The sequence below is a fragment of the Deinococcus carri genome (assembly GCF_039545055.1).
In the GTDB taxonomy this organism is placed as follows: Bacteria; Deinococcota; Deinococci; order Deinococcales; family Deinococcaceae; genus Deinococcus; species Deinococcus carri.
Map to the genome: position 1 here is coordinate 1 of NZ_BAABRP010000013.1, position 20,327 is coordinate 20,327.

Annotated in this window: 16 protein-coding genes, 1 tRNA gene and 2 rRNA genes; 13 read left to right on the plus strand and 6 right to left on the minus strand. The window is 65.0% G+C overall.

What is annotated here, in order from left to right:
- The 8 genes from ABEA67_RS14130 to ABEA67_RS14165 all read left to right on the plus strand — a co-directional run.
- A 23S ribosomal RNA gene (locus tag ABEA67_RS14130) occupies positions 1–130 on the plus strand; the annotation flags it as partial.
- A 92-nt stretch (positions 131–222) separates the two neighbouring features.
- Positions 223–339, plus strand: a 5S ribosomal RNA gene (gene rrf, locus ABEA67_RS14135).
- 27 nt (positions 340–366) lie between these two features.
- Positions 367–442, plus strand: a tRNA-Gly gene (locus ABEA67_RS14140).
- Between the two features lie 147 nt (positions 443–589).
- Complete coding sequence (tgt, locus tag ABEA67_RS14145) at positions 590–1,753, plus strand: tRNA guanosine(34) transglycosylase Tgt (protein ID WP_345466303.1); 1,164 nt, start codon at positions 590–592, stop codon at positions 1,751–1,753.
- 294 nt (positions 1,754–2,047) lie between these two features.
- Positions 2,048–5,035 carry an S-layer homology domain-containing protein gene (locus ABEA67_RS14150; protein WP_345466305.1) on the plus strand — a complete coding sequence of 996 codons (2,988 nt, stop codon included), beginning with the start codon at positions 2,048–2,050 and terminating at the stop codon, positions 5,033–5,035.
- A gap of 98 nt (positions 5,036–5,133) precedes the next feature.
- Positions 5,134–6,078 carry a manganese-dependent inorganic pyrophosphatase gene (locus ABEA67_RS14155; RefSeq protein WP_345466307.1) on the plus strand — a complete coding sequence of 315 codons (945 nt, stop codon included), beginning with the start codon at positions 5,134–5,136 and terminating at the stop codon, positions 6,076–6,078.
- 78 nt (positions 6,079–6,156) lie between these two features.
- The gene (locus tag ABEA67_RS14160; protein ID WP_345466309.1) at positions 6,157–7,401 is read left to right on the plus strand and encodes a bifunctional folylpolyglutamate synthase/dihydrofolate synthase; all 1,245 of its coding nucleotides are present in this window, start codon (positions 6,157–6,159) and stop codon (positions 7,399–7,401) included.
- A 57-nt stretch (positions 7,402–7,458) separates the two neighbouring features.
- Entirely contained in the window at positions 7,459–8,952 is a 1,494-nt protein-coding gene (locus ABEA67_RS14165) for a carboxypeptidase M32 (protein ID WP_345466312.1), read from the plus strand.
- Positions 8,953–9,032: 80 nt separating this feature from the next.
- On the opposite strand, the gene ABEA67_RS14170 is transcribed toward ABEA67_RS14165, so the two are convergent.
- Positions 9,033–9,284 carry a hypothetical protein gene (locus tag ABEA67_RS14170; RefSeq protein ID WP_345466314.1) on the minus strand — a complete coding sequence of 84 codons (252 nt, stop codon included), beginning with the start codon at positions 9,282–9,284 and terminating at the stop codon, positions 9,033–9,035.
- Positions 9,285–9,553: 269 nt separating this feature from the next.
- On the opposite strand from ABEA67_RS14170, the gene ABEA67_RS14175 reads away from it, so the two are divergent.
- The gene (locus ABEA67_RS14175) at positions 9,554–9,943 is read left to right on the plus strand and encodes a helix-turn-helix domain-containing protein (protein ID WP_345466316.1); all 390 of its coding nucleotides are present in this window, start codon (positions 9,554–9,556) and stop codon (positions 9,941–9,943) included.
- A 70-nt stretch (positions 9,944–10,013) separates the two neighbouring features.
- On the opposite strand, the gene ABEA67_RS14180 is transcribed toward ABEA67_RS14175, so the two are convergent.
- From ABEA67_RS14180 to ABEA67_RS14200, 5 genes are read right to left on the minus strand one after another with little or no spacing between them, the layout of a single operon-like run.
- The gene (locus ABEA67_RS14180) at positions 10,014–11,642 is read right to left on the minus strand and encodes a polymer-forming cytoskeletal protein (protein ID WP_345466318.1); all 1,629 of its coding nucleotides are present in this window, start codon (positions 11,640–11,642) and stop codon (positions 10,014–10,016) included.
- A 58-nt stretch (positions 11,643–11,700) separates the two neighbouring features.
- Positions 11,701–12,198, minus strand: a complete 498-nt coding sequence (gene moaC, locus ABEA67_RS14185; protein ID WP_345466320.1) for a cyclic pyranopterin monophosphate synthase MoaC — start codon at positions 12,196–12,198, stop codon at positions 11,701–11,703.
- A 1-nt stretch (position 12,199) separates the two neighbouring features.
- The gene (locus ABEA67_RS14190; protein ID WP_345466322.1) at positions 12,200–12,802 is read right to left on the minus strand and encodes a DUF177 domain-containing protein; all 603 of its coding nucleotides are present in this window, start codon (positions 12,800–12,802) and stop codon (positions 12,200–12,202) included.
- 49 nt (positions 12,803–12,851) lie between these two features.
- Positions 12,852–13,412 carry a peroxiredoxin gene (locus ABEA67_RS14195; protein ID WP_345466324.1) on the minus strand — a complete coding sequence of 187 codons (561 nt, stop codon included), beginning with the start codon at positions 13,410–13,412 and terminating at the stop codon, positions 12,852–12,854.
- Positions 13,409–14,467 carry a glucose-1-phosphate thymidylyltransferase gene (locus ABEA67_RS14200; protein ID WP_345466326.1) on the minus strand — a complete coding sequence of 353 codons (1,059 nt, stop codon included), beginning with the start codon at positions 14,465–14,467 and terminating at the stop codon, positions 13,409–13,411. The genes ABEA67_RS14195 and ABEA67_RS14200 overlap by 4 nt, the downstream gene beginning before the upstream one ends.
- Before the next feature lie 303 nt (positions 14,468–14,770).
- On the opposite strand from ABEA67_RS14200, the gene ABEA67_RS14205 reads away from it, so the two are divergent.
- From ABEA67_RS14205 to ABEA67_RS14220, 4 genes are read left to right on the plus strand one after another with little or no spacing between them, the layout of a single operon-like run.
- Positions 14,771–15,856 carry a mannose-1-phosphate guanylyltransferase gene (locus ABEA67_RS14205; RefSeq protein WP_345466328.1) on the plus strand — a complete coding sequence of 362 codons (1,086 nt, stop codon included), beginning with the start codon at positions 14,771–14,773 and terminating at the stop codon, positions 15,854–15,856.
- Positions 15,853–17,523, plus strand: coding sequence for a tyrosine-protein kinase domain-containing protein (locus ABEA67_RS14210; protein ID WP_345466330.1), 1,671 nt, complete (start codon positions 15,853–15,855; stop codon positions 17,521–17,523). The genes ABEA67_RS14205 and ABEA67_RS14210 overlap by 4 nt, the downstream gene beginning before the upstream one ends.
- A 3-nt stretch (positions 17,524–17,526) precedes the next feature.
- Entirely contained in the window at positions 17,527–18,984 is a 1,458-nt protein-coding gene (wbaP, locus tag ABEA67_RS14215) for an undecaprenyl-phosphate galactose phosphotransferase WbaP (RefSeq protein WP_345466333.1), read from the plus strand.
- A 57-nt stretch (positions 18,985–19,041) separates the two neighbouring features.
- Positions 19,042–20,304 (plus strand): oligosaccharide flippase family protein, encoded by a 1,263-nt coding sequence (locus tag ABEA67_RS14220; protein WP_345466335.1) that lies wholly within the window; start codon positions 19,042–19,044, stop codon positions 20,302–20,304.
- The last annotated feature ends 23 nt before the right edge of the window (positions 20,305–20,327 follow it).

Sequence of the window (20,327 nt, forward strand, 5' to 3'; positions counted from 1 at the left end):
CGTCCCAAGATGAGTTCTCCCACTTCTCAGAAGGTAAGTCTCCCGGTAGACCACCGGGTACAGAGGCCAGAAATGTAAGCGCAGCAATGCCCTCAGTTGACTGGTCCTCATCAGACGAGGTCTTGACCGTCCTCTGCCATCATCCCCACCCCGCGGAGCGGGGTGGACCCTTCACTCCCACCCTTCGCCTCACGCTGCCATCCCCATGACAACACCAGACACCCCCGTGCCCACAGCGCCGCGGAACCACCCCTCTCCATGCCGAACAGGGTCGTGAAACACGGCAGCGCCTATGATACTCGGACCGCAGGGTCCCGGAAAAGTCGGTCAGCGCGGGGGTTTTTCCCTTTCTCTGCACAACACTGTGCGGGAGTAGCTCAGCTGGTAGAGCACTACCTTGCCAAGGTAGATGTCGCGAGTTCGAATCTCGTCTCCCGCTCCATTCCCCACCCCCCCACCCTCAGTCGGTGGGGGCTTTTTTGTGGGCTGTTGTTCCTGTTCCCTGGAAGTTGAACAGGGCAAAACTATAAGACGAGAGTTTGAAAGTACGGTCGCTGGCGTATTCAAGTAAATAAGGCAGAATGCCGGAATGTTCGAGTTCGAGATTCAACACCGTGATGGCCGCGCCAGGGTGGCTACCTTTCAAACACCCCACGGACAGGTTCAGACGCCGATGTTCATGCCCGTGGGAACGCAGGGCACCGTCAAGGGCATCAGCCCACAGGAATTGCTGGAAATCGGCTCGCAGATGATTCTGGGTAACACCTACCATCTGATGCTGCGCCCCGGAGAGCAGCTGGTGGCCGCCCACGGGGGTCTGCCCGGCTTCACGGCCTATCCCGGCCCCTTCCTGACAGACTCTGGAGGCTTCCAGGTTATGAGCCTGGGGCACATGCGGAAGATCAACGAGGAGGGCGTGACCTTCAAGAGCCATCTGGACGGCAGCATGGTCTTGCTCACGCCGGAGCGGAGCATAGGGGTGCAGGAAGCCCTGGGGGCTGACGTCATCATGGCCTTTGACGAGTGCCCGCCCTACCCCGCCGAGCGGGACTACATCCAGCAGAGCCTGGAGCGGACCATTCGTTGGCTGGAGCGCTGTCAGGCTGTGAAGTCGCGGGAGGACCAGGCCCTGTTCGCCATCGTGCAGGGGGGCGTGCATCAGGACCTCCGGCAGCACAGCCTGGATCTCACGTTGCCGTTCGGCACCCCAGGGTTCGCTATCGGCGGCCTGGCAGTCGGGGAGAGCAAGGAGGAGATGTACCCGGCTGTGGCCTTTACGGCGGCCCGTCTGCCAGAGGGCAAGCCCCGTTACCTGATGGGTGTGGGTCACCCCGAGGACCTCATTGCTGGCATTGCCCTAGGGGTCGATATGTTCGACTGTGTGTACCCCACACGGACAGGCCGCTTCGGCTACGCGCTCACGGATGAGGGGCGGCTCAATCTGAACTCCAGTGCTCCCCGCAGGCAGTTGGAGCCGATTGACCCCGAATGTGACTGCTATGCCTGCCGTCATTACACCCGCGCTTACCTGGCACACCTGCTGCGTGCCGAGGAGATGCTGGCTCCCCGGATGCTGTCGCTGCACAACCTGCGTTACCTTCACCGCCTGGTCGAGCGGGCAAGTCGTGCTATTGCAGCCGGAACCTTTCAGCAGTGGGCACAGGTCTGGGCCGAGCGTTACTTTCAACAGGCAGTCCCAGCCTGGTTCCAGGCGGCACTGGCGGCCGGAGCGTCGGTGGAGGCTCCAGCGTGATGAATTCCGGCTCAGGCTATGCACGAAGACCTCCCCCTTTCTTCATGCTTTGATCAGAAAAGCGCCGTATCTGTCAATGAGACCCCTTTATCCTCATCTCAGGGTTGACCCATGCTTCTTCACGCTTGTATCATCCGCTTGATCTGATCTCTCCGGGGCCATAGGCAGCGGGAGTCAGGTTGCGCGGAAGAACGCGGAAGGTGAACTGCTCCGGGAGAGGAAACTCGGCAACTCGCCCCACCGTCAACCTTAGTGCCGGAAGTGCTTCGGACGCGCGACGCCTTTGGGGGTTTTATGAAGAAGAGCCTGTTCATTCTCACCGCCGCGCTGTCCTTTGGTGCCGCTGCCGCTCAGACGGCTCCGGCGACCACGGCCCCGGCAACCACGGCTCCGGCGAGCGCACCCCAGGTGCCCACGCTGACCGACGTTCCCGCCGGCCACTGGGCCAAGGACGCCATCGACCGTCTGGTCAGCCGCGGCATCATCCTCGGCTACCCGGACGGCACCTTCCGTGGCACGCAGAACCTGACCCGCTACGAGGCCGCCGTGATCATCGCGCGCCTCCTCGACCAGATGCGCCAGGGCGAAGTGCCCGCCGGCACGCTGACCCAGGACGACCTGACAGCGCTCCAGAACGCCATTCAGGAACTCGCCGCCGACCTGACGGCCCTGGGCGTTCGTGTCAGCGACCTGGAAGAGAACGCGGTCAGCCGCGACGACTTCACCCGCCTGGAAGCGCGCGTTGAGGAACTCGCCGCCGCCAACGGTGACGCGGCGGCCATCGCCGACCTCAAGGCCCAGATCGACGAGCTGACGGCCCGCGCCGACGACTACGACGCCCTGCGCGCCGACATCGACGACAACGCCAGCAGCATCGCCGCGCTGAACGACCTCACCGTCCTGCTGAACCAGGACATCCTGAACCTTCAGGACCGTGTGAGCGCCGTCGAGAGCGCCCAGGCCGACTTCGTGCAGCGCAGCGACTTCGACGCGCTCGCGGGCCGCGTAGGTACCATCGACACCCGCGTGACCAATCTGGAGAACGCGCCCAAGTTCGGCATCACCGGCACGATCAACGCGCAGTATGGTCGCCTGGGCCTGGTGGCTGGCACCACCAACTTCGACGTGGACCGCCTGACCCGCCAGACCTTCGCTGACGGTGCCTTTAGCAGCGCCGTCAGCGGCAGCAGCCTGAACTGCCCCGGCGGTTTCTACTCGCCCAGCGGCAACAACACCGGCTGCACGGATACGAACTCCGGCCCCTACACCCAGAACAGCTACATCGTGTTCGGCGTGACGGCCAAGAACCTGACCACCACCAACGGTCAGGTCAAGGTGAACAACGCGGCGATCAACTTCTACGCGGGCAACACGTTTGACCTGAACGGCGGCGGCGTGGGCGTGTTCGTGGACAACGCGACCGCCGACGGCACGATCGCGGGCCAGAAGTTCGACGTGCGTTACGAGTCGTACCGCAGCAGCTTCAAGTTCAACGACTACCTGTTCGCGAACGACAACGCCAACGAGGGCACCCTCACCCCCACGCTGCGCCGGGGTGTGGTGGCCAACGTGACGGCCACCCAGCTTCCCTTCTCGCCCAAGCTGACCATCGTGGCCGGTCAGGCGGCGGCCACCGGCGTGCGCGCCAACGGCAGCGCCACTGCGGCGGTGGGTTCCGGCTCGGTTCCTGGCTTCGTGGGCAACTACTACGGTCTGCGCGCCAGCATGAACCCTGGCAGCGTCGGCACCGTGGGGCTGTCCTTCGCGCAGAACGACGGCAACCGCACGGCGTTCGGCGTGGACTACGACCTGGGCTTCGGCAGCCGTGACACCGAAGGCAATGCGCCCTTCAGCCTGACGGGTGCTTACGTTGCCAGCATCCCCCAGACCCCTGCCAACTTCGTGACCGGCGGCGGCACCTTCCAGAATGCCTTCGCCAACCGCGACCAGGCCTTCTTCACCGAGGGCAAGGCCAACCTGGGCCTCGTGCAGTTCGGGGCCAACTTCCGCGCCATTGATCCGGACTTCGCCGATGGCAAGGCGGGCATGTCGACCAACGACGCGCCCTACTACCTCGGCGCGCAGGGCTACAAGTCCAGCATGCCCTACGCTCCCGACCAGGTCGGTTTCGGTGCTGCTATCGGTACCAACGTCGGCCCGATCGCCCTGGGTGCCTACGGCGACAGCTACGTGCCCTACATCAAGAGCGCTGACGCTGACCGTAACACCAACTTCGGCGTAAGTGCTGGGGTCAGACTTGGTGGCCTCAAGCTGGTTGGCTTCTACAACCGCTCCACGGTCAACAACGATCTGATTCATGCCGATCTGAACTTCGCCGGTCCGGGTTCGAGCGGCTTCCAGTACAACCTGACCAGCCCCTACATGGACATCGCGAACGTGCCCTTTGCCTGGTCGAGCACGTATGGCGCGGTCCTGAATCACGATGGTGCGGCTACCAACGCGCTGGTCAAGGGCCTGAACTTCACGGTCGCGGACGCCTACTTCTACGGTGACCGGATCAACGACTTCCAGGTTTACGGCGACTACACCGGTACCTTCGCCGGCGTGAAGATTCAGCCCTTCGCCCGTTACCACCTGTTCACCACGCAGAATGGTACTCCGGTTGACTTCAATGGCACGCTGACGAACCCGAAGCAGCCGGGTGAGGCGGGTTACAACCCCAACTATGATCCCACTGCCGACGATGCTCGTACCTACAACACGGTCAAGTACGGTGTGAAGCTGAGCACCCAGCCGCTGACGGCCATCCCGCTTCAGCCCAGCGTGTTCGTGAACTTCGCTAACCGCATCAGCAACGTGGGCCGCAGCGTGCAAAACACCAACACCACGGCCAGCGAGCTGTTCGGCCAGGCGGGTATCTCGCTGAACCAGTTCCTGGTGCCCAACATGAAGGCCAGCGTCGGCTACGCCTACTACCAGGGCTTCAACGTAGCTGGCACCACAGGCCCGACCACGGCCAGCAGCGCCAGCGGTGCTTCGGCAACTTACAGCGCGGGTGCCGACCGCTTCTACGCCAGCCCCCTGGGTGGCGCGAGCGACCCCTACACCGGCGGTAATTTCGGTACTCGCTCCGGTACTCTCCAGGGCGTGTTCGCCCAGCTTGACTGGAACGGCTTGACGGCCAACTACGGCATCTTCCGTTACAACGACCGCACCCCGAGCAGGGCCGCTGGGACCAACGGTACCAGTGACGCCGGTTACACCAACCAAGGCAGCAACATCGCCCAGGGCTTCAAGGTCAGCTACACCTTCAAGTTCTAAACCTAAGTGGTTTGAGGAGGCCCTCCGGGGCCTCTTTTTTGTTGCCCAGTTCCTGTGCGGTTCGGCCCCTGCCGGGCAGGTGTTCTAGAATCCCTCTCATGCTGGCTGTTTTTGGACATACCAACCCCGATACCGACGCCATCGTTTCCGCGCTGGTCTATGCCCGCCTGCTGACCCGCCAGGGTGTCCCCGCGCAGGCCTACCGCCTGGGCGAGCTGAACTTCGAGACGCCCTTCGTGTTGCGGGAGGCGGGGGTGGAGGCACCGCCTCTGCTGCCGGAGCTGGCTGCCGGAACCGCTGTGGCCCTAGTGGACCACAACGAGAGCGCGCAGTCGGCCCCCAACCTGGCGGACCTGACGGTGACGCGGGTGGTCGACCATCACAAGCTGGGCGACCTGACGACGGCGCAGCCCCCCTATCTGCGCTTCGAGCCGGTGGGCTGCACGGCGACCATCCTGCTCAAGTTGCACCGGGAGGCGAATCTGCCGGTCGAGCGGGCCGACGCCCGGCTGCTGCTCAGCGCGATTCTCAGCGACACCCTGCACTTCCGCAGCCCGACGACCACGCCGGAGGACCGGGAGGCGGTGGCGTTCCTGGCCCCGGTCGCGGGGGTGGAGGATGTGGAGGCCTACGCGCTCGCGATGTTCGCCGCCAAGAGCGACCTGGGGGACACGCCCGCCGCGACGCTCCTGAAGATGGATTACAAGGTCTTCCCGTTCGGGGAGGCCACGCAGCCCCAGCGCTGGGGTATCGGCGTGATCGAGACGACCAATCCCGGCTACGTCCTGGGCCGCCAGGCCGAGCTGCTCCAGGCGATGGACCAGGCCCGCGCGGAGGACGGCCTGAACGGCGTGCTGCTGTCGGTCGTGGATATCCTGAACGAGACGAACGTGACGCTGGTGCTGTCCGCCACCGAGGAAAAGGTGCTGCGCGAGGCCTTTGGCGTGGAGGTGGCAGAGGGGCGCGCCGATCTGGGAGGCCGTATCAGCCGCAAGAAGCAGCTTGTGCCGACGCTGGAGGCGTATTTCACCCCGGAGGCCTGAGTCAGGGCAAGACCGGAAGGCTGGGGCTGTCCCCGGCCTTCTTTTGGCTCCCGGCCCGCCTGCACCTATGCTGCCGCCATGACGGAACTGGACTGGCTCTTCGCACGGCAACGCTTTGGGGTGCATCCCGGCCTCACGCGGGTAGAGGCCCTCCTGGCACGGTTGGGGAATCCACAGGCCGACTTCCGGACCGTGCTGGTGGGCGGTACCAATGGCAAGGGGAGCACGGCCGCCACCCTCGCGGCCATTCTGACGGCGGCGGGCGAGCGCACCGGCCTCTTTACCAGCCCGCACCTGACGCGCTTCTCCGAGCGCTTCGTGGTGAACGGCCAGGAACTGCCGGAGGAGACGGTGCTGGACGCCCTGCGCCGCGTCCGCCCTCAGGCTGAGGCGGTGGAAGCCTCCTTCTTCGAAATCGTGACGGCCCTGGGCGGCCTGCTGTTCGCGGAGGCGGGCGTCACGTGGGCCGTGATGGAAGTCGGACTGGGGGGGAGGCTGGACGCCACCAATGTCCTGGACCCCCGGCTGAGCATCATCACGAACGTGGCCCTGGACCACACCGAGATTCTGGGGGAGACGCGGGAGGCCATCGCCCGTGAGAAGGCCGGCATCCTGCGGCCAGGTCGCCCCGCCGTGACGGGCGTGACGGCAGACCTCCTGCCCCTGCTGGAGGCCGTGGGCGCAGACCTGTGGGCACTGGGGCGGGAGGTGTGTCTCCAGACGACTCCGCTGGGCTGGGAGGGCTGGACGGTGCAGATGGACCTGCCCGGAGCCGCACTGACCTTCCACACGCCGCTGCTGGGCCAGCACGGGGCGCGGAACGCGGCGCTGGCGGCGGCGGCGGCCTGGCGGCTGGGTGTGGGCGCGGAGGCCATCGGGGCGGGGGCGGCGGGGGTGCGCTGGCCGGGCCGCCTGGAAGTGCTGCCGTGGCTCGGTGGTCGCGTGCTGCTGGACGGGGCACATAACCCGGACGGGGCGCGGGCACTGGTGGAGGCGCTGCGTGGCCTGGGTGTAGAGCGCCTGCCGGTCGTGTTTGGCGCGGCAGCCGACAAGGACGTGGCGGGGGTGGCGGAGGTGCTGCGCCCGCTGGCGTCGGAGGTGATTCTGACGCGCGCGGTCCTGAGTCCCCGTGCCGCGGCCCCCGCCGACCTCGCGCCGCACTTCGCGGGGTTGCCGCTGCGGCTGGCGGATACTCCCGCCGAGGCCCTGGCCCTGCTGCCGCCTGGGGGCCTGGGGGTGGTTTGCGGCAGCCTGTACCTCATCGGGGAGGTGCGGCCCCGGCTGCTGGGGGAGGTGGCTGAAGGCCGGGAGCGCTGGCAGTAGGGGGCACGCCGAATGGCCTATTCCGCGCACCCCCTCTCCGGGCGCTAGGCTGCGGGTATGGGAATGGAAGAACTGAAGCGCCGCCTGGGCCAGGTGAGCGACCTGTACGCCGCGGCCGGACTGATGTCCTGGGACCAGGAGACGCAGATGCCGGGGGAAGCGGCCCGCGTGCGCGGCCTCCAGATGGCGACGCTGGCGGGCCTGGCCCACGAACTGTTCACGGACGCCCGCACCGCCGAGCTGCTCGCAGCGGCGGGCGAAGGGCAAGGTGAGACGGACGCCGCCATCGTGCGGGTCACGCGCCGCGAGCACGACAAGGCCACCCGCCTGCCCACCGCTTTCGTGGAGGAGGCCACCCGCGCCCGCAACGAGGCCCATCACGCCTGGCTGGAGGCGCGGAAGCGCAGCGACTTCGCCACCTTCGCGCCACACCTGGAAAAGATGATGGACCTGGCCCGGCGCGAGGCAGACCTGCTGGGCTACGAGGAGCATCCCTACGACGCGCTGCTCGACCAGTACGAGCCGGGAATGCGCGCCGCGCAGGTGCAGCCCGTCTTCGCGGACCTGCGCGACCGCACGCTGCCGCTGCTGCGCCGCATCGTGGCGGCCGGGGACGCGGCCGACTACAGCGTGCTGACCCGCCCCTTCGCGCCCGAGGCCCAGAAGGCCTTTGCCTGGCGCGTGGCGGGGGAGGCTTTCGGCCTCCGGTCCACCTTCGCGCGGCAGGACGAGAGCGCCCACCCCTTCCAGACCAACTTCAGCCGCAGCGACCTGCGCATCACCACCCGTGTGGAGGACTACTGGCCCGCCTGCCTGTTCGGCACCTGGCACGAGACGGGGCACGCCATGTACGAGCGCGGCGTGGCCCCGCACTGGGAGCGTACGCCGGTGTCGCGCGGCGCGAGCCTGGGCGTCCACGAGAGCCAGTCGCGCATGTTCGAGAACCTGCTGGCCCGCTCCCGGCCCTTCTGGGAACGCTACTTCCCGCAACTCGCCGAAGTGGCCTCCGAGGTCACGGCGGGCCTGGACCCGGAGGCCCTCTACCGCGCCGTCAACCGCGTGCATCCCAGCCTGATCCGCGTCGAGGCCGACGAGATCACCTACAACTTCCACATCATGCTGCGCTTCGAGCTGGAACTCGCCCTACTCGAAGGCCGCCTGAAGGTGCAGGATCTGCCCGAGGCCTGGAACGCGAAGATGCAGGAGTACCTGGGCCTCACGCCCCCGGACGACGCCCAGGGCGTCTTGCAGGACATCCACTGGTCGTCCGGTCTGATCGGTTACTTCCCGACCTACACCCTGGGCAACCTGCTCAGCGTGCAGCTCCTGGAGGCGGCGAAACAGGACCCGTCCATCGCGGCGGGCATCAAGCAGGCTGACTACGCTCCGCTGCTCGCCTGGCTCGCCCAGAACGTCCACCAGTATGGCCGCAGCCTCACCCCCACCCAGCTGACCCAGCAGGCCACGGGCCAGGGCCTGACGGCTGACCCCTACATCGCCTACCTGCACCAGAAGTACGGGGAGATTTACGGCCTGGAGGCGGAGGGCTAAGGGCCGGGAGCCAAGAGTGAGGGCAGAGGCCATTCCCGGCGCTCTGCCCTTTGCTTTCTGCCCCCGGCGGCTCCCGCCCGCTACACCGCCTGCCTGCGCTCGGCCTGGGTAATCAGGTAGGCCCGTGCGCTCCCCAGCCAGGTCTGCGCGAGGCTGCTGTGGGGGTGCTGGCGGTCGCGCAGGGCACGGAGGCCCAGGCTGAGGTGCCGCTCGATGCGGCGCACTGCCCCCAGGCCGCCCTCGTTCTCGGCCTCGATCAGGGTGTTCAGGACGGTGGTGGGGTGAACGTAGCCGACGCGGATGCTCTCGGCGATGATGTCCAGTGCGCGCATGGGTGGCCCTCCTGCGGGCGGCGAGCTGAAAAGTACGGGCTGGGAACGAACGGCTGCTTTGATTACGATAGTAGCAGAGTGCCTTGGGGGTAGCAAGAAGAGTAAGGCTTTATTCTGTATTGACCGTACCGGAAGCCGGTGTTACACTCCAACCAAGGGTGGCGGATTCTGCCTGGAGGCAAACGCATCCCCAGGCGGCCTGAACGCCTGGCCCGGTCCCCGGAGCGGCGGGCGATACACGAGGCGACGCCGCAGCCAAGGAGGTGAATATGAAACTGCACGAACGACTCCGCGAACTGCGCAGTGAACGCGGGCTGCGGCTCAAGGACGTGGCGGAAACCGCCGGGATCAGCGTGCCTTACCTCAGCGATCTGGAGCGTGGGCGCACCAATCCCAGCCTGGAAACCCTCCAGACGCTGGCGGGGGCCTACACCATCACCGTTCACGATCTGCTGGAGGGCGTCGAGTTCTACGGCGACTCCACCGAGGGCGCGCTCCCCAAGGGGCTGGCCGATCTGGTGGCCGACCCCACGCTGGGTGGCCAGATCACGCCCGACTGGGTCCGGACCCTGTCCCGCATCGAGCTGCGTGGCAAGCGGCCCCGCGACAAGCAGGACTGGTACGAGATTTACCTGCATCTCAAGCGCATTCTGGGCTGAGCGCTTCTCAATCACGGCGGGCCGGGGACTTTCTCCTCCGGCCCGCCGTCCTGTTAAGGGTGTTCGGGGCTTACGGCTCGGCCACCTTCTGCTCCTCGCGGCCCGAGCGGGTCAGGAGCAGGGTGCCTGTACCCCAGGCCCCGCCCACCAGCGCGCAGGTGAGGGCCAGGGGCGGCAGGCTGAGGGTGGCGGCCACCGCCCCCAGACCCAGCAGTGCGCCCACAGCGTCCGGGGCGGGCAGCCGCAGGGCGAAGGCGAGGGCGCGGCCCGCGTCGTAGGCGCTGACGCTCAGGCCAGTCGCCACCAGCAGCAGCGCGAAGGCACTGGCGACCAGCGCGGGCACCAGCAATCCCGCCAGCGCCAGCCCCAGCGCGGGGCCGATCAGCACCGCCAGCGCCAGTACGCCCAGCGCCAGGGTCCGCAGGGGCGCGTGCCGCTGCCGTCGCGCCAGCAGGGGAGCCGCACCCACCACAAACAGCAGCAGCAGCATGGCCCCGGTCAGCACCACGAAAATCCGGCTCCAGGCCGCGCCGCCCAGCCACCCCAGCAGCGGCCGGAAGGCGGAGGCGGTCGCCAGGCTCAGGCCCGACGGGGGTGCGGTCTGGAGGGCCGTGGCGTCGCCCGCCGCGTGGCCCAGCAGGGTATTGACCCGGCCCGTCACGCTCGCCTGCGGGTCCCGCCGCACGTCCCCGAACAGCGTGATGACCTCCCCCTGCACCTGGGCATCCGGCGCGAGGGTCACGTTGCCGCCCACCGCGATCACGTTGCCGGGTACCCGGCCGTGCACCGTGACGTCGTGCCCCACCGTGACGCCGCTGCGGCCCACGGCCTCATACAGCGGGGGCAGGGTCAGGACCGCCGACAGGCCAAAGGCCAGCGTGCCGAGGCGCTGCACCGCCGGGGTGGGCCGCCACGCGACCAGCAGGCTCACGGCCAGCAGCAGCGCCAGCCCGACGCCCGCCAGCGGCGACACCTGCGCCACCAGCGTTTGCAGCACGGTCGCGCCCGCCGCCAGATTCGGCCAGGCACTCGTGACCCCCAGCAGGGTCAGCCCCACCAGCAGGCCCCCGACCAGCAGCAGCGGTGCGGGGTTGTGCCGGACCGGGGGCTGGTCCACTGGCAGCCGTGTCGTGGGAGGAGGGGCGGCAGGAGCAGGAACGTCCTGCACCGCTTCCCGCGCAATGCGTGCGGCCAGGGGGACCGCCACCGACGCCGGCAGGGGAGGGGCCGGGAGCCGCGCCGCCCAGGCCACCTCGGAGGCGGTGGAAGCGGCGACACTGCGCGGCAAGGCCGGGGGTGCCCCCAGCCAGGCCGACCCCTGCACCTCCGCCGCCACGTCTGCCGCCATACTGCGGGGCAGGGGGGGAACATTCGCCCGTTCCAGCCGCCGACTCCAGGCCACCTCCGCCGCCACCTGCCCGGCGACCGGGGAGGGGAGAGGGGGCACGGGCCTGGCCCCGATGGCCGCGGCCCAGGCCACGTCCGACGCCACCTCCCCCGCGAGGCTGTGGGGCAGCGGGGGCGGGGGCAGCCCGGTGAGGGCGGCGATACCCTGTGCCAGTGCTTGCCTGGCCTGCGCGACCGCCCCGGCGTGGTCCTGTTCCAGCGCGGCCAGTTGCCCCTGCTCGGCGGGCGTGAGGTCACCCTCCGCCTCGCGGTGCAGCAGATTCAGCCAGGGTTCACCCCACTTCACGCCCATATGGTCTTTCTACGTTGAACGAAGGCGGAAAGTTTCCGGTTCTGCCCTGACCTGCGGTTTAGACTTCACGGTCTGCCGCCCGGTAGTCGCTGCTCTTGCCGCCCGTCTTGCCCAGCAGGCGGACCCCGGTGATTTCCAGGGCCTTGCTGGCGGCCTTGAGCATGTCGTACACGTTGAGCGCGGCCACCGACACGGCGGTGAGGGCCTCCATCTCCACGCCGGTCGGGGCGGTGGTCCGCACAGTCGCCACGATACGTACGCCCGCCTCCTCCAGCGTGACCTGCACATCGGCCCCGGTCACGGGAATGGGGTGGCACAGCAGGACCAGCTCGGCCGTGCGCTTGCTCCCCGCCAGACCGGCCAGCCGCGCGACGGTCAGCGGATCGCCCTTGGGGTTGGTCCCGGCTTCCAGGGCGGCGCGGGCCTCCGGCGGCAGCCGCACCCAGCCCTCGGCGGTGGCGGTGCGCGTGGTGGCGGCCTTTTCGGTCACGTCCACCATGCACGGGAGGCCGTCCCGGAAGTGGGTCAGCTCGGGTGGCGTCTGCTCCGGCCCCACGTCAGTCCTCCGGGAGTTGGAGGTCACGCAGGGCCGCGAAGGGGGTCTGCCGGGCGTGTGCCGACCCCTCGGGGGTGCCCAGCTCGTCGTCGATTTCCTCGACCGGCACCTGCGCCATGTGTTCGCACTGCCCCTCGTTCAGGTCGTGGCCGCAGACCTGGCACAGTCCCTTGCAGTCGGGAGCGTGCAGCACGCTCAGGGGGGCGGCCAGCAGCGTCGTTTCGGCCAGGTAGGCGCTCAGGTCCAGGTCGGGGTCCCCGAAGACCAGCACCTCCTCGCCTGTGTCGGCCTCCTCCAGATAGGGCGCGTCCACGGCGGGGTCGTAGCGCAGCAGGGTGCCCAGCTTCAGCTCCAGCGGCACCTCCACGTCGCGCAGGCAGCGGGCACAGTCCATCACCAGCGTCGGCTCGAAGTGGCCCTGGAGGTACATCTCCTGCCCGCCCAGCGCGTTGACGTCCACCTCGTAGGGGGCGGGTTCCGCAAAGCGCAGGGTCTGCTGCTGGCCGCCCTGCTCGTAGCTGAGGTGGTCGAGTTCGCCCTCTGCATGCGCGTCGGCGGACGTGCGCAGCAGCGAACCCAGATGAATATGGGGAGAATCGGTCATCCTCCCATGATAGGCCCCCACGCGCCCCGGCACCGGGACGGCGGCACGGTCAAACCGGGTGGGCAGCCAGCCAGGCCAGCACGTCCGCCGCGTTGCGGTCAGGGGGGAACACCGGGTAAAAGACGTGTTCCACCACGCCCTCCCGCAGAATCAGCGTCACCCGCCGCAGGAGGGTCTCCCCGGCGGCCCCGAAGGTCGGCAGGCCCAGCGCCCCCGCCAGCCGCAGGTCTGCATCCGACAGCAGCGGGAAGGGGAGGTGCAGCCGCTCCACCGCCTCCCGCTGGTAGGCCGTGTCCTGGGTGCTCAGGCCGAAGACCCGCGCCCCCGCCGTCCGCAACTCGGCGTGGTGGTCGCGGAAGGCGCAGGACTGCGGTGTGCAGCCCCGCGCTCCGGGAATCAGATCCCAGCCCTCCGGCAGCGGCTCATCCGGCCTGCCCGTGCGTGGATAGACGTACAGCACGGTTCTGCCTGGCAACGTCGCCAGATCCACCGCGTCGCCGTCCGTCGCGGGGAGGGACAGGGCGGGCAGCCGCATTCCCGGCAGGTGGGCGCAGGCCCCGTCGTCCGGCGGGGCGGGCAGGTTCGCCGGGAGGAAGGCGGGGTCGGTCACGCCAGTTCCACCACGCTGGCGTCGGAGAGGGTGAGCTTGTGCGTGCGCGGCGTCTTGCGCCCGCCCCGGACCTGTGCCCGGACGCCGATCAGGCAGTCCTGGAGGCGGGTGTGGAGGTCCTCGATGCGGGCCTCGGCGTCCACCACGCTGTGCTCGACCTCGGCGTGGCGCACGACGCTGCGCGGCCCGATACTGGTAAACGGCCCGATGTAGGCGTCCTCGATCACGACGCCCTCGCCCAGCAGCACCGGCCCGACAATCTTGCTGCGGACCACGCGGGCCGAGGCGGGCACCACCACCCGCCCCGACAGGCGCGAGTCGGTCACCTCGCCCTGCACGTCCTCCGTGATCTGTTCCAGCAGCAGGCGGTTGGCGTCCAGCAGATCGCTGGGGCGGCCCGTGTCCTTCCACCAGCCGCACACCCGCTGTCCCAGGACCTGCTCGCCGCGCTCGATCAGCCCCTGGATCGCGTCGGTGATCTCGTACTCGCCGCGCGCCGAGGGCGGCATTCCCTCCAGCACGTCGAAGACCTGGGGAGTGAAGCAGTACAGGCCCGCCACGGCGAGGTTGCTGGGCGGCACCTTCGGCTTCTCGACCAGCCGGGTGATGCGGTCGCCGTCCAGCTCCGCCACCCCGAAGGCCGTGGGGTCCGCCACCTCGACCAGGGCGATCACGGCCGCGGGGCGTTCCTGCGTGAACCGTTCGATAAAGGGCGTCACCCCGTGCTCGAAGAGATTGTCCCCGAGGTACACGCAGAAGTCGTCCTGCCCGGCCCATTCCCGCGCCGTCTGCACCGCGTGCCCCAGCCCGAGCTGCTCGTGCTGGTTGAGCAACGTGACCTGAACCTGGGGCACCTGCTCAAGCGTGTGCGCGATCTCGTCGCGGGTGGCATCCGACACGATGATCGCCACCTCGGTGATCCCGGCCGCCAGCAGGGTGCGGAGCGCATGGACGATGATAGGTGCGCCCGCGACCGGCAGGACCGGTTTGGGGCGCGTGAAAGTGAGTGGCCGCAGGCGGGTGCCGAGTCCGGCGGCAGGGATGATGGCTTTCATGACTTCCCATTCTAAGAAGTTCGCCTTCTCATGAGGTTGAAGGCCCCTTTACGCAACCCTCTGAAGTGACTGCGCGGCTTCTGCCTGCTACCATGCTGCTCCCCTGCCCGTTGACCGTTTCCTGTTTCTTCACCGCATCTGCCTTCCGTCGGGGGTAGACTGAGAAAGTGAAGAGGGAGCTATCCCCATGACCCCTGGAGTTCTCATGGCCCAACAATTTGCTTTTCAAGTGTGGGGCCTGTCCCCCCTTGACTCCCAGTCTCCCTGGCGGATGCGGTCAGCGTTCTCTCTCTGGGGAGAGGCATGACGTCTATTCCCCTGGTTCCCGTGATCCTGGCGGGCGGCAGTGGCGAGCGTTTCTGGCCGCTGTCGCGCAAGCACCGTCCCAAGCAGTTCCTGACCCTGGACGAGACGGGCCGCAGTCTGCTTCAGGCCACCAGTGACCGCCTGGCCGCTCTGAGTGGCGGGGCCGAACACGTGATGGTGGTCACGGGGGGCGAGTATCGCGCGCAGGTGCTGGAGCAACTGCCGGACATGCCCGTCGAGAACCTGATTGTCGAGCCGGTGGCACGGGACACAGCCCCCGCTGTCCTGTACGCCGCACTCCGGGTCGCACAGGACACCCCGGACGCGGTGATGGGCGTCTTTCCGGCGGACCACCGCATCACGCAGCCGGAGGCCTTCGATGCGGTGGTCCGCCGCGGCATCGAGGTGGCCCGGAACACCGGGCGGCTCGTGACCCTCGGCGTTACCCCGACCTTTCCGGCCACGGGATATGGATATATCCAGCGGGGTGAGGAACTTCTGGGGGGCGAACTGCCTGCCTTCGAGGTGGGCCGCTTTACCGAAAAACCTGATGCCGCCACGGCCCAGGCCTTTCTGGACGACGGGCGGTATAGCTGGAACAGCGGCATGTTTCTCTGGCAGGTTCCGGCGATTCTGGCCGCCTTCGAGGAGTACCAGCCAGCGATGTACGCGCAGCTCTCGCAGGCCATCCGGCGGGGCCGTTCTGGTGGCGGTGTCCGTGAGGTCTTTCCCCACCTTCAGAAGATCAGCATCGACTACGCCATTCTGGAGAAATCCGACCGGGTGGCCGTGATTCCCGCAGAGTTCGGCTGGGACGACTTGGGGGACTGGAATGCCCTGGAACGCCTGCTGGGAGGTGCAGGGCAGAACGTCTCCGTCGGTCGTCACATTGGCCTCGACACCGATGGGGCCATCCTGTATACCACTCGGGGCGACGATCTGATCGCCACCATCGGCCTGGAAGACGTGGTGATCGTCCGGACCGACGAGGTGACCCTGGTGGTTCGCAAGGACCGCACCCAGGACATCAAGAAAGTCGTTCAGCAACTCAAGGCCCACCCAGAACTGGAGCGCTTCGCGTGACCTCATACCGTTCGTCCGAGCAAGAGCTACTTGACCTGCCCCGGCAGGACACCGAAACCGAGATTGATCTGGGTACCCTCTGGCGGGGTATTCGCCGTCAACTGCCCTGGATTCTGCTGACCGCCGCCATCCTGGCGTTGGGGGTCTACTTCTGGTCCCGGCTGCAACCCCCTGTCTACGAGGCGTCATCCAGCCTGATCACGACCGGGAATGGGAATGGGAACGTGGGTTCGCTGGGCGGAACCCTGGTCACGGCACCGCCCCTCCCCGAGGGTGCCCTTCAGGAGGCCCTCCAGGGACCGGTGGTGCTGGGTGAGGTGATTCGCCGGGTCCGCACGGACACCCGGCTTGCGCCGGAGGTTCGGAGCGAACTCGCCGATGACCTCCAGAAGGAACTGCGGCAGCGCAAAGTCACGACAATCGATCTGGCTTCCCGTCTGGATATGGGGGGCAATGGTATCTATACCATCACCGCTCAGGGACCGACGGCGCAGGCAGCCACGCTCCTGACCGACATCACCACCGAGGCCCTGCTGAACTGGGACAAGGGGCGCGCCCTGAGCAATGTGGAGCGGGCTGAGAGTGGCCTGCGTGCCCAGATGACTGAGATCGACCGCCAACTGAACAGCGGTTCGGTCAGTGGATTGGAGCGGCAGACGCTTATCGCGGCGCGGGCCACGGTCGAGCGCAACCTAGCCCAGGCCGCCATCCAGGCGCAGGGAACGGCAGGTTCGCTGGAGCGAGTCGCTCCGGCTGTGCCGCCCCTGAGACCTGTCTCGCCCAGGCCGCTGCGGAATGCGGTTTTGACTGGCCTGCTGGTGTTGCTGCTGGGAGGCGGGATCGCCGCCCTACGGACTGTGCTGGACCGCACTGTGCGTAACGAGGATGATCTGCTGACCTTTGGCCTGCCCACCCTGGGCGTGATTCCCCGCCTGCGCAAACGGGACATTGTTTTTAACGGCATTGTCCGGGCTGCGCGGGAGGCCGGACTGTACGAAGCCGTCGGCTTTCTGCGCGTCAACCTCCTGACCCGGCTGGGCAACCAACCCGGGCAGCGGGTGATGATCTCCTCCACCTCGCCTGGCGAGGGCAAAAGCAGCCTGACTGCCACCCTGGCCGATGGTCTGTCCACCAGTGGGCAGCGGGTGCTGATCATTGACGCTGATCTACGGCGCGGCACTCAGCAGGAAGTCTGGGACAAGTACGAGCGCGAGCATAGCTGGTGCCAGCTTATGGGGGTGGGTGGGGCACGCACCTTCCAGGACGCCCTGCGTAACCCGGAGAATGTGCAGGTGATGCAGGCCGAGCCGAATGTGCACGTGCTGCCCGCCGGTCCCGGAATTCACGACAGTCTGGTCCTGCTGAACCGGCTTGACCTGGGCGAGTTGCTGCGGCAGTGGAGCCAGAGCTACGACGTGGTGCTGGTAGATAGCCCGCCCCTGCTGGCCCTGGCCGATGGCTTGGTGCTGGGCAAACATATGGACGCCGTGCTGATTGTGGCGGAGGCTGGGCAGACCAGCTTGCAGAACGTACGTCAGGTGTTGCGGCGTGCCCGTGGTGCCGAATTGCCGGTCCTGGGTTTTATTCTCAACAAGGTGGCAGTCTCGGCTCAGGAAGCCAAGCTCTACGGATACGGGTATGCTCCCCGGGTCAAGGAAGCCCGCTAGGCCATGGGTCTGCGCCTGTCCTCAGAGACAGCCGGGGCACCCTCCGCTCCGACGGGACCAGGTGTACGGCTCGCACCTCTGCGCCTCTCGGCCTTACCCCAGTCTCTTGCGCTGGTCCTGGGGGACATTTTCAGTGCGCTGCTCGCATATGTCCTGACCTTCTTGCTGCTGCGCTTTCTGAGTCGCCCCCCACTTCTGCTGGAGTCCACCCTGATCTGGCTGGTGCTGTGGCTGCTGTGGCGGGCCTACCAGGGCCTTTACCCTGGCTATGGCCGCTCACCACAAACGGAACTGCGGCTGCATGTGGTTGGGACGGTACAGGTGGCCGGGGCACAACTGGCAGCGTCCTTTGCTATCAACCGCTTCGTTCCCAGTGTGACGGGTGTGATGCTGGAGTGGGTGTTGATTCTGGTGCTGGCCCTGTTGGTGCGGTACGGCGTGCGTGCTCTATTGATTCGGCTGGGGCAGTACGGACGTAATATCAGTGTGATCGGTGCTGGTCGTACTGCGGCTCTGAATATCGCCCACTTGCGCGCCAATCCCGCTTATGGCTTGAACCCGGTGGTCGCCTACGACGACAATCCGGCTCTTCAGGGAATAATGGTGGAAGGGGTGCCCGTGGCGGGTCCCATCGAGCAGGCCCTGCTACACCCCACCACCGAGCAAGCGCTAATTTCTATTCCGGGTGCACGTGCTGAGACGCAGCAGCGGGTAATTAACAGCGTCTACGCAGCCTTTCCTATCACCTGGGTGGTCCCTGACCTGTTTGGCGTGCCCAATCAGGCCCTGCAGCCCCACAACATCGGCAGTGTGGCGAGCCTCGAAATCAAAAATAACCTCAGGAGCGTGCGAGCGCGGGCTGTCAAGCGAACGCTGGATTTTATACTGAGCTTGGTGGGGCTGTTGTTGATGGCTCCTCTTCTCCTAATTATTGCCATCTTGATTCGGCTGGATAGTCCTGGGCCAGTCTTTTACAAGGCTCCACGGTTAGGAAGAGATCTGGTGCTATTTAGCTGTTACAAGTTTCGCAGTATGTATCAGAACGCTGAGGAGCGCCTTCAACATCTGTTGGAGGCCGATCCCCAATTGCGTGTGGAGTATGACACTTACCACAAGCTGAAAGATGACCCGCGAGTGACCCGGGTCGGTGGCATTCTGCGAAAATTCAGTCTGGACGAGCTGCCCCAGGTCTTTAATGTTCTGCTTGGAGATATGAGTCTTGTTGGCCCACGCCCGTATCTACCACGTGAGCAGGAAAAAATGGGCACAATGGTCCACTTTATCGCTCAAGTTAGACCAGGGATGACTGGCTACTGGCAGGTTTCTGGACGCAATTCCAGTACTTTTGGGGAACGTCTTGTTATGGATCGCTTCTATATTACTAACTGGACGCCGTGGCTAGATATTGTGATATTGCTTCAGACAGTACGGGTTGTACTTATGGGAAAGGGTGCTTACTAGGATTGGTTATATGAAAAAGAGCTATAGAATTGTGATAGTGTTAGATTGGGGTTTAAGTTGAGTTTCTCAAGCTTTTTCAAATCCCCATCAGCTGTTAGGGCTTTTACTCCACTCGCTGTTTATGGGGCATTTTTTTTGCGTGGCTTTTCATTTATTATTTTGTTACCATTTCTTACTCGTGTTATTCAGCCTTTAACTTGGGGTGCTCTGCTTTCTGCTCAGGCTTTAGGGCTTTGGTTGATTTTGCTTTTGGACTTTGGCTTCACATTGTCCCTGTCCCGGAAGATTGCTATTTTAAGAGGAGATGTGGGGCAGGTAAGTCGTGATGTAGGTAACGTTATAAGCGCAAAGATTCTTCTCTCACTGTTTGCTGTTCTGATAACTTATTTGGTTAGCCACCAGCCCGCGATAGTTAATTACCAGTCATTTGCATGGTTGGCTTTATTGTGGGCAATTACTCAGAGCTTTAGTCCTCTTTGGTTTTATCAGGCTGTTGAGAGAATGGTGGAGTTCTCAATAATAGATATGATAGGAAGGGTAGTATATATCCTGTCTATACTTATTTTTGTGAGAGGGAATTCCGATGCCTATTTAGTGTTATTGCTGCAGGCCTTGACCCTGATAGTAGTAAACTTCTTAACTATATCTCGTATGTGGAAAAGCATAGGGGGATTTTCGTTGTCTCTTTGGGGTGGTTTTGAAGCCATAAGAGAGGGTTATGTCCTTTCGGGCTTTACACTATTAACTAGCCTGTATACCGCGGCTGGAACCTTTATGTTTGGTTTCTTTGCCCCGCCTGCTTTGGTCCCTGTATATGGAAACGCAGATCGTTTAGCAAGGGCTGGAGTTAGCTTGTTGGGCCCTTTAAACCAGCTTCTTCTTCCTAGATCTGCTAGGGCTTTTGCAGAGAGTCACCAAAAGGGTTTTACTTTAGTCAAACGCTTTTTATTATTTTACTCTCTTATAGGATTGCTAGGATTTGTAGCTGGTTGGTTGCTCGCCCCTTTTGCTGTACATTTGTTGTTTGGGAAGAGCTACATCAAAAGTGTTCATTACCTACGCTGGCTTATGGTGCTGTTCCCTCTTACCGCGTTTAATACAGTACTCGTGTACCATTTTTTAATACCACTCGCTAGAGATAAAATTGTAACTTTTATTTATACTATGATAAGTTTTATAACGCTGTGTTTGATATTTTTGCTAGTGCCTAGGTATAGAGGAGATGGTATGATAATAGCTATGATATTTCCTGAGTTTTTAGCCCTTATCATCCTATCCTTGATATACTTTAAAGCTTATAGGAGATATAATAATGCTTAAGAGTTTAATATATGGTGAATTTC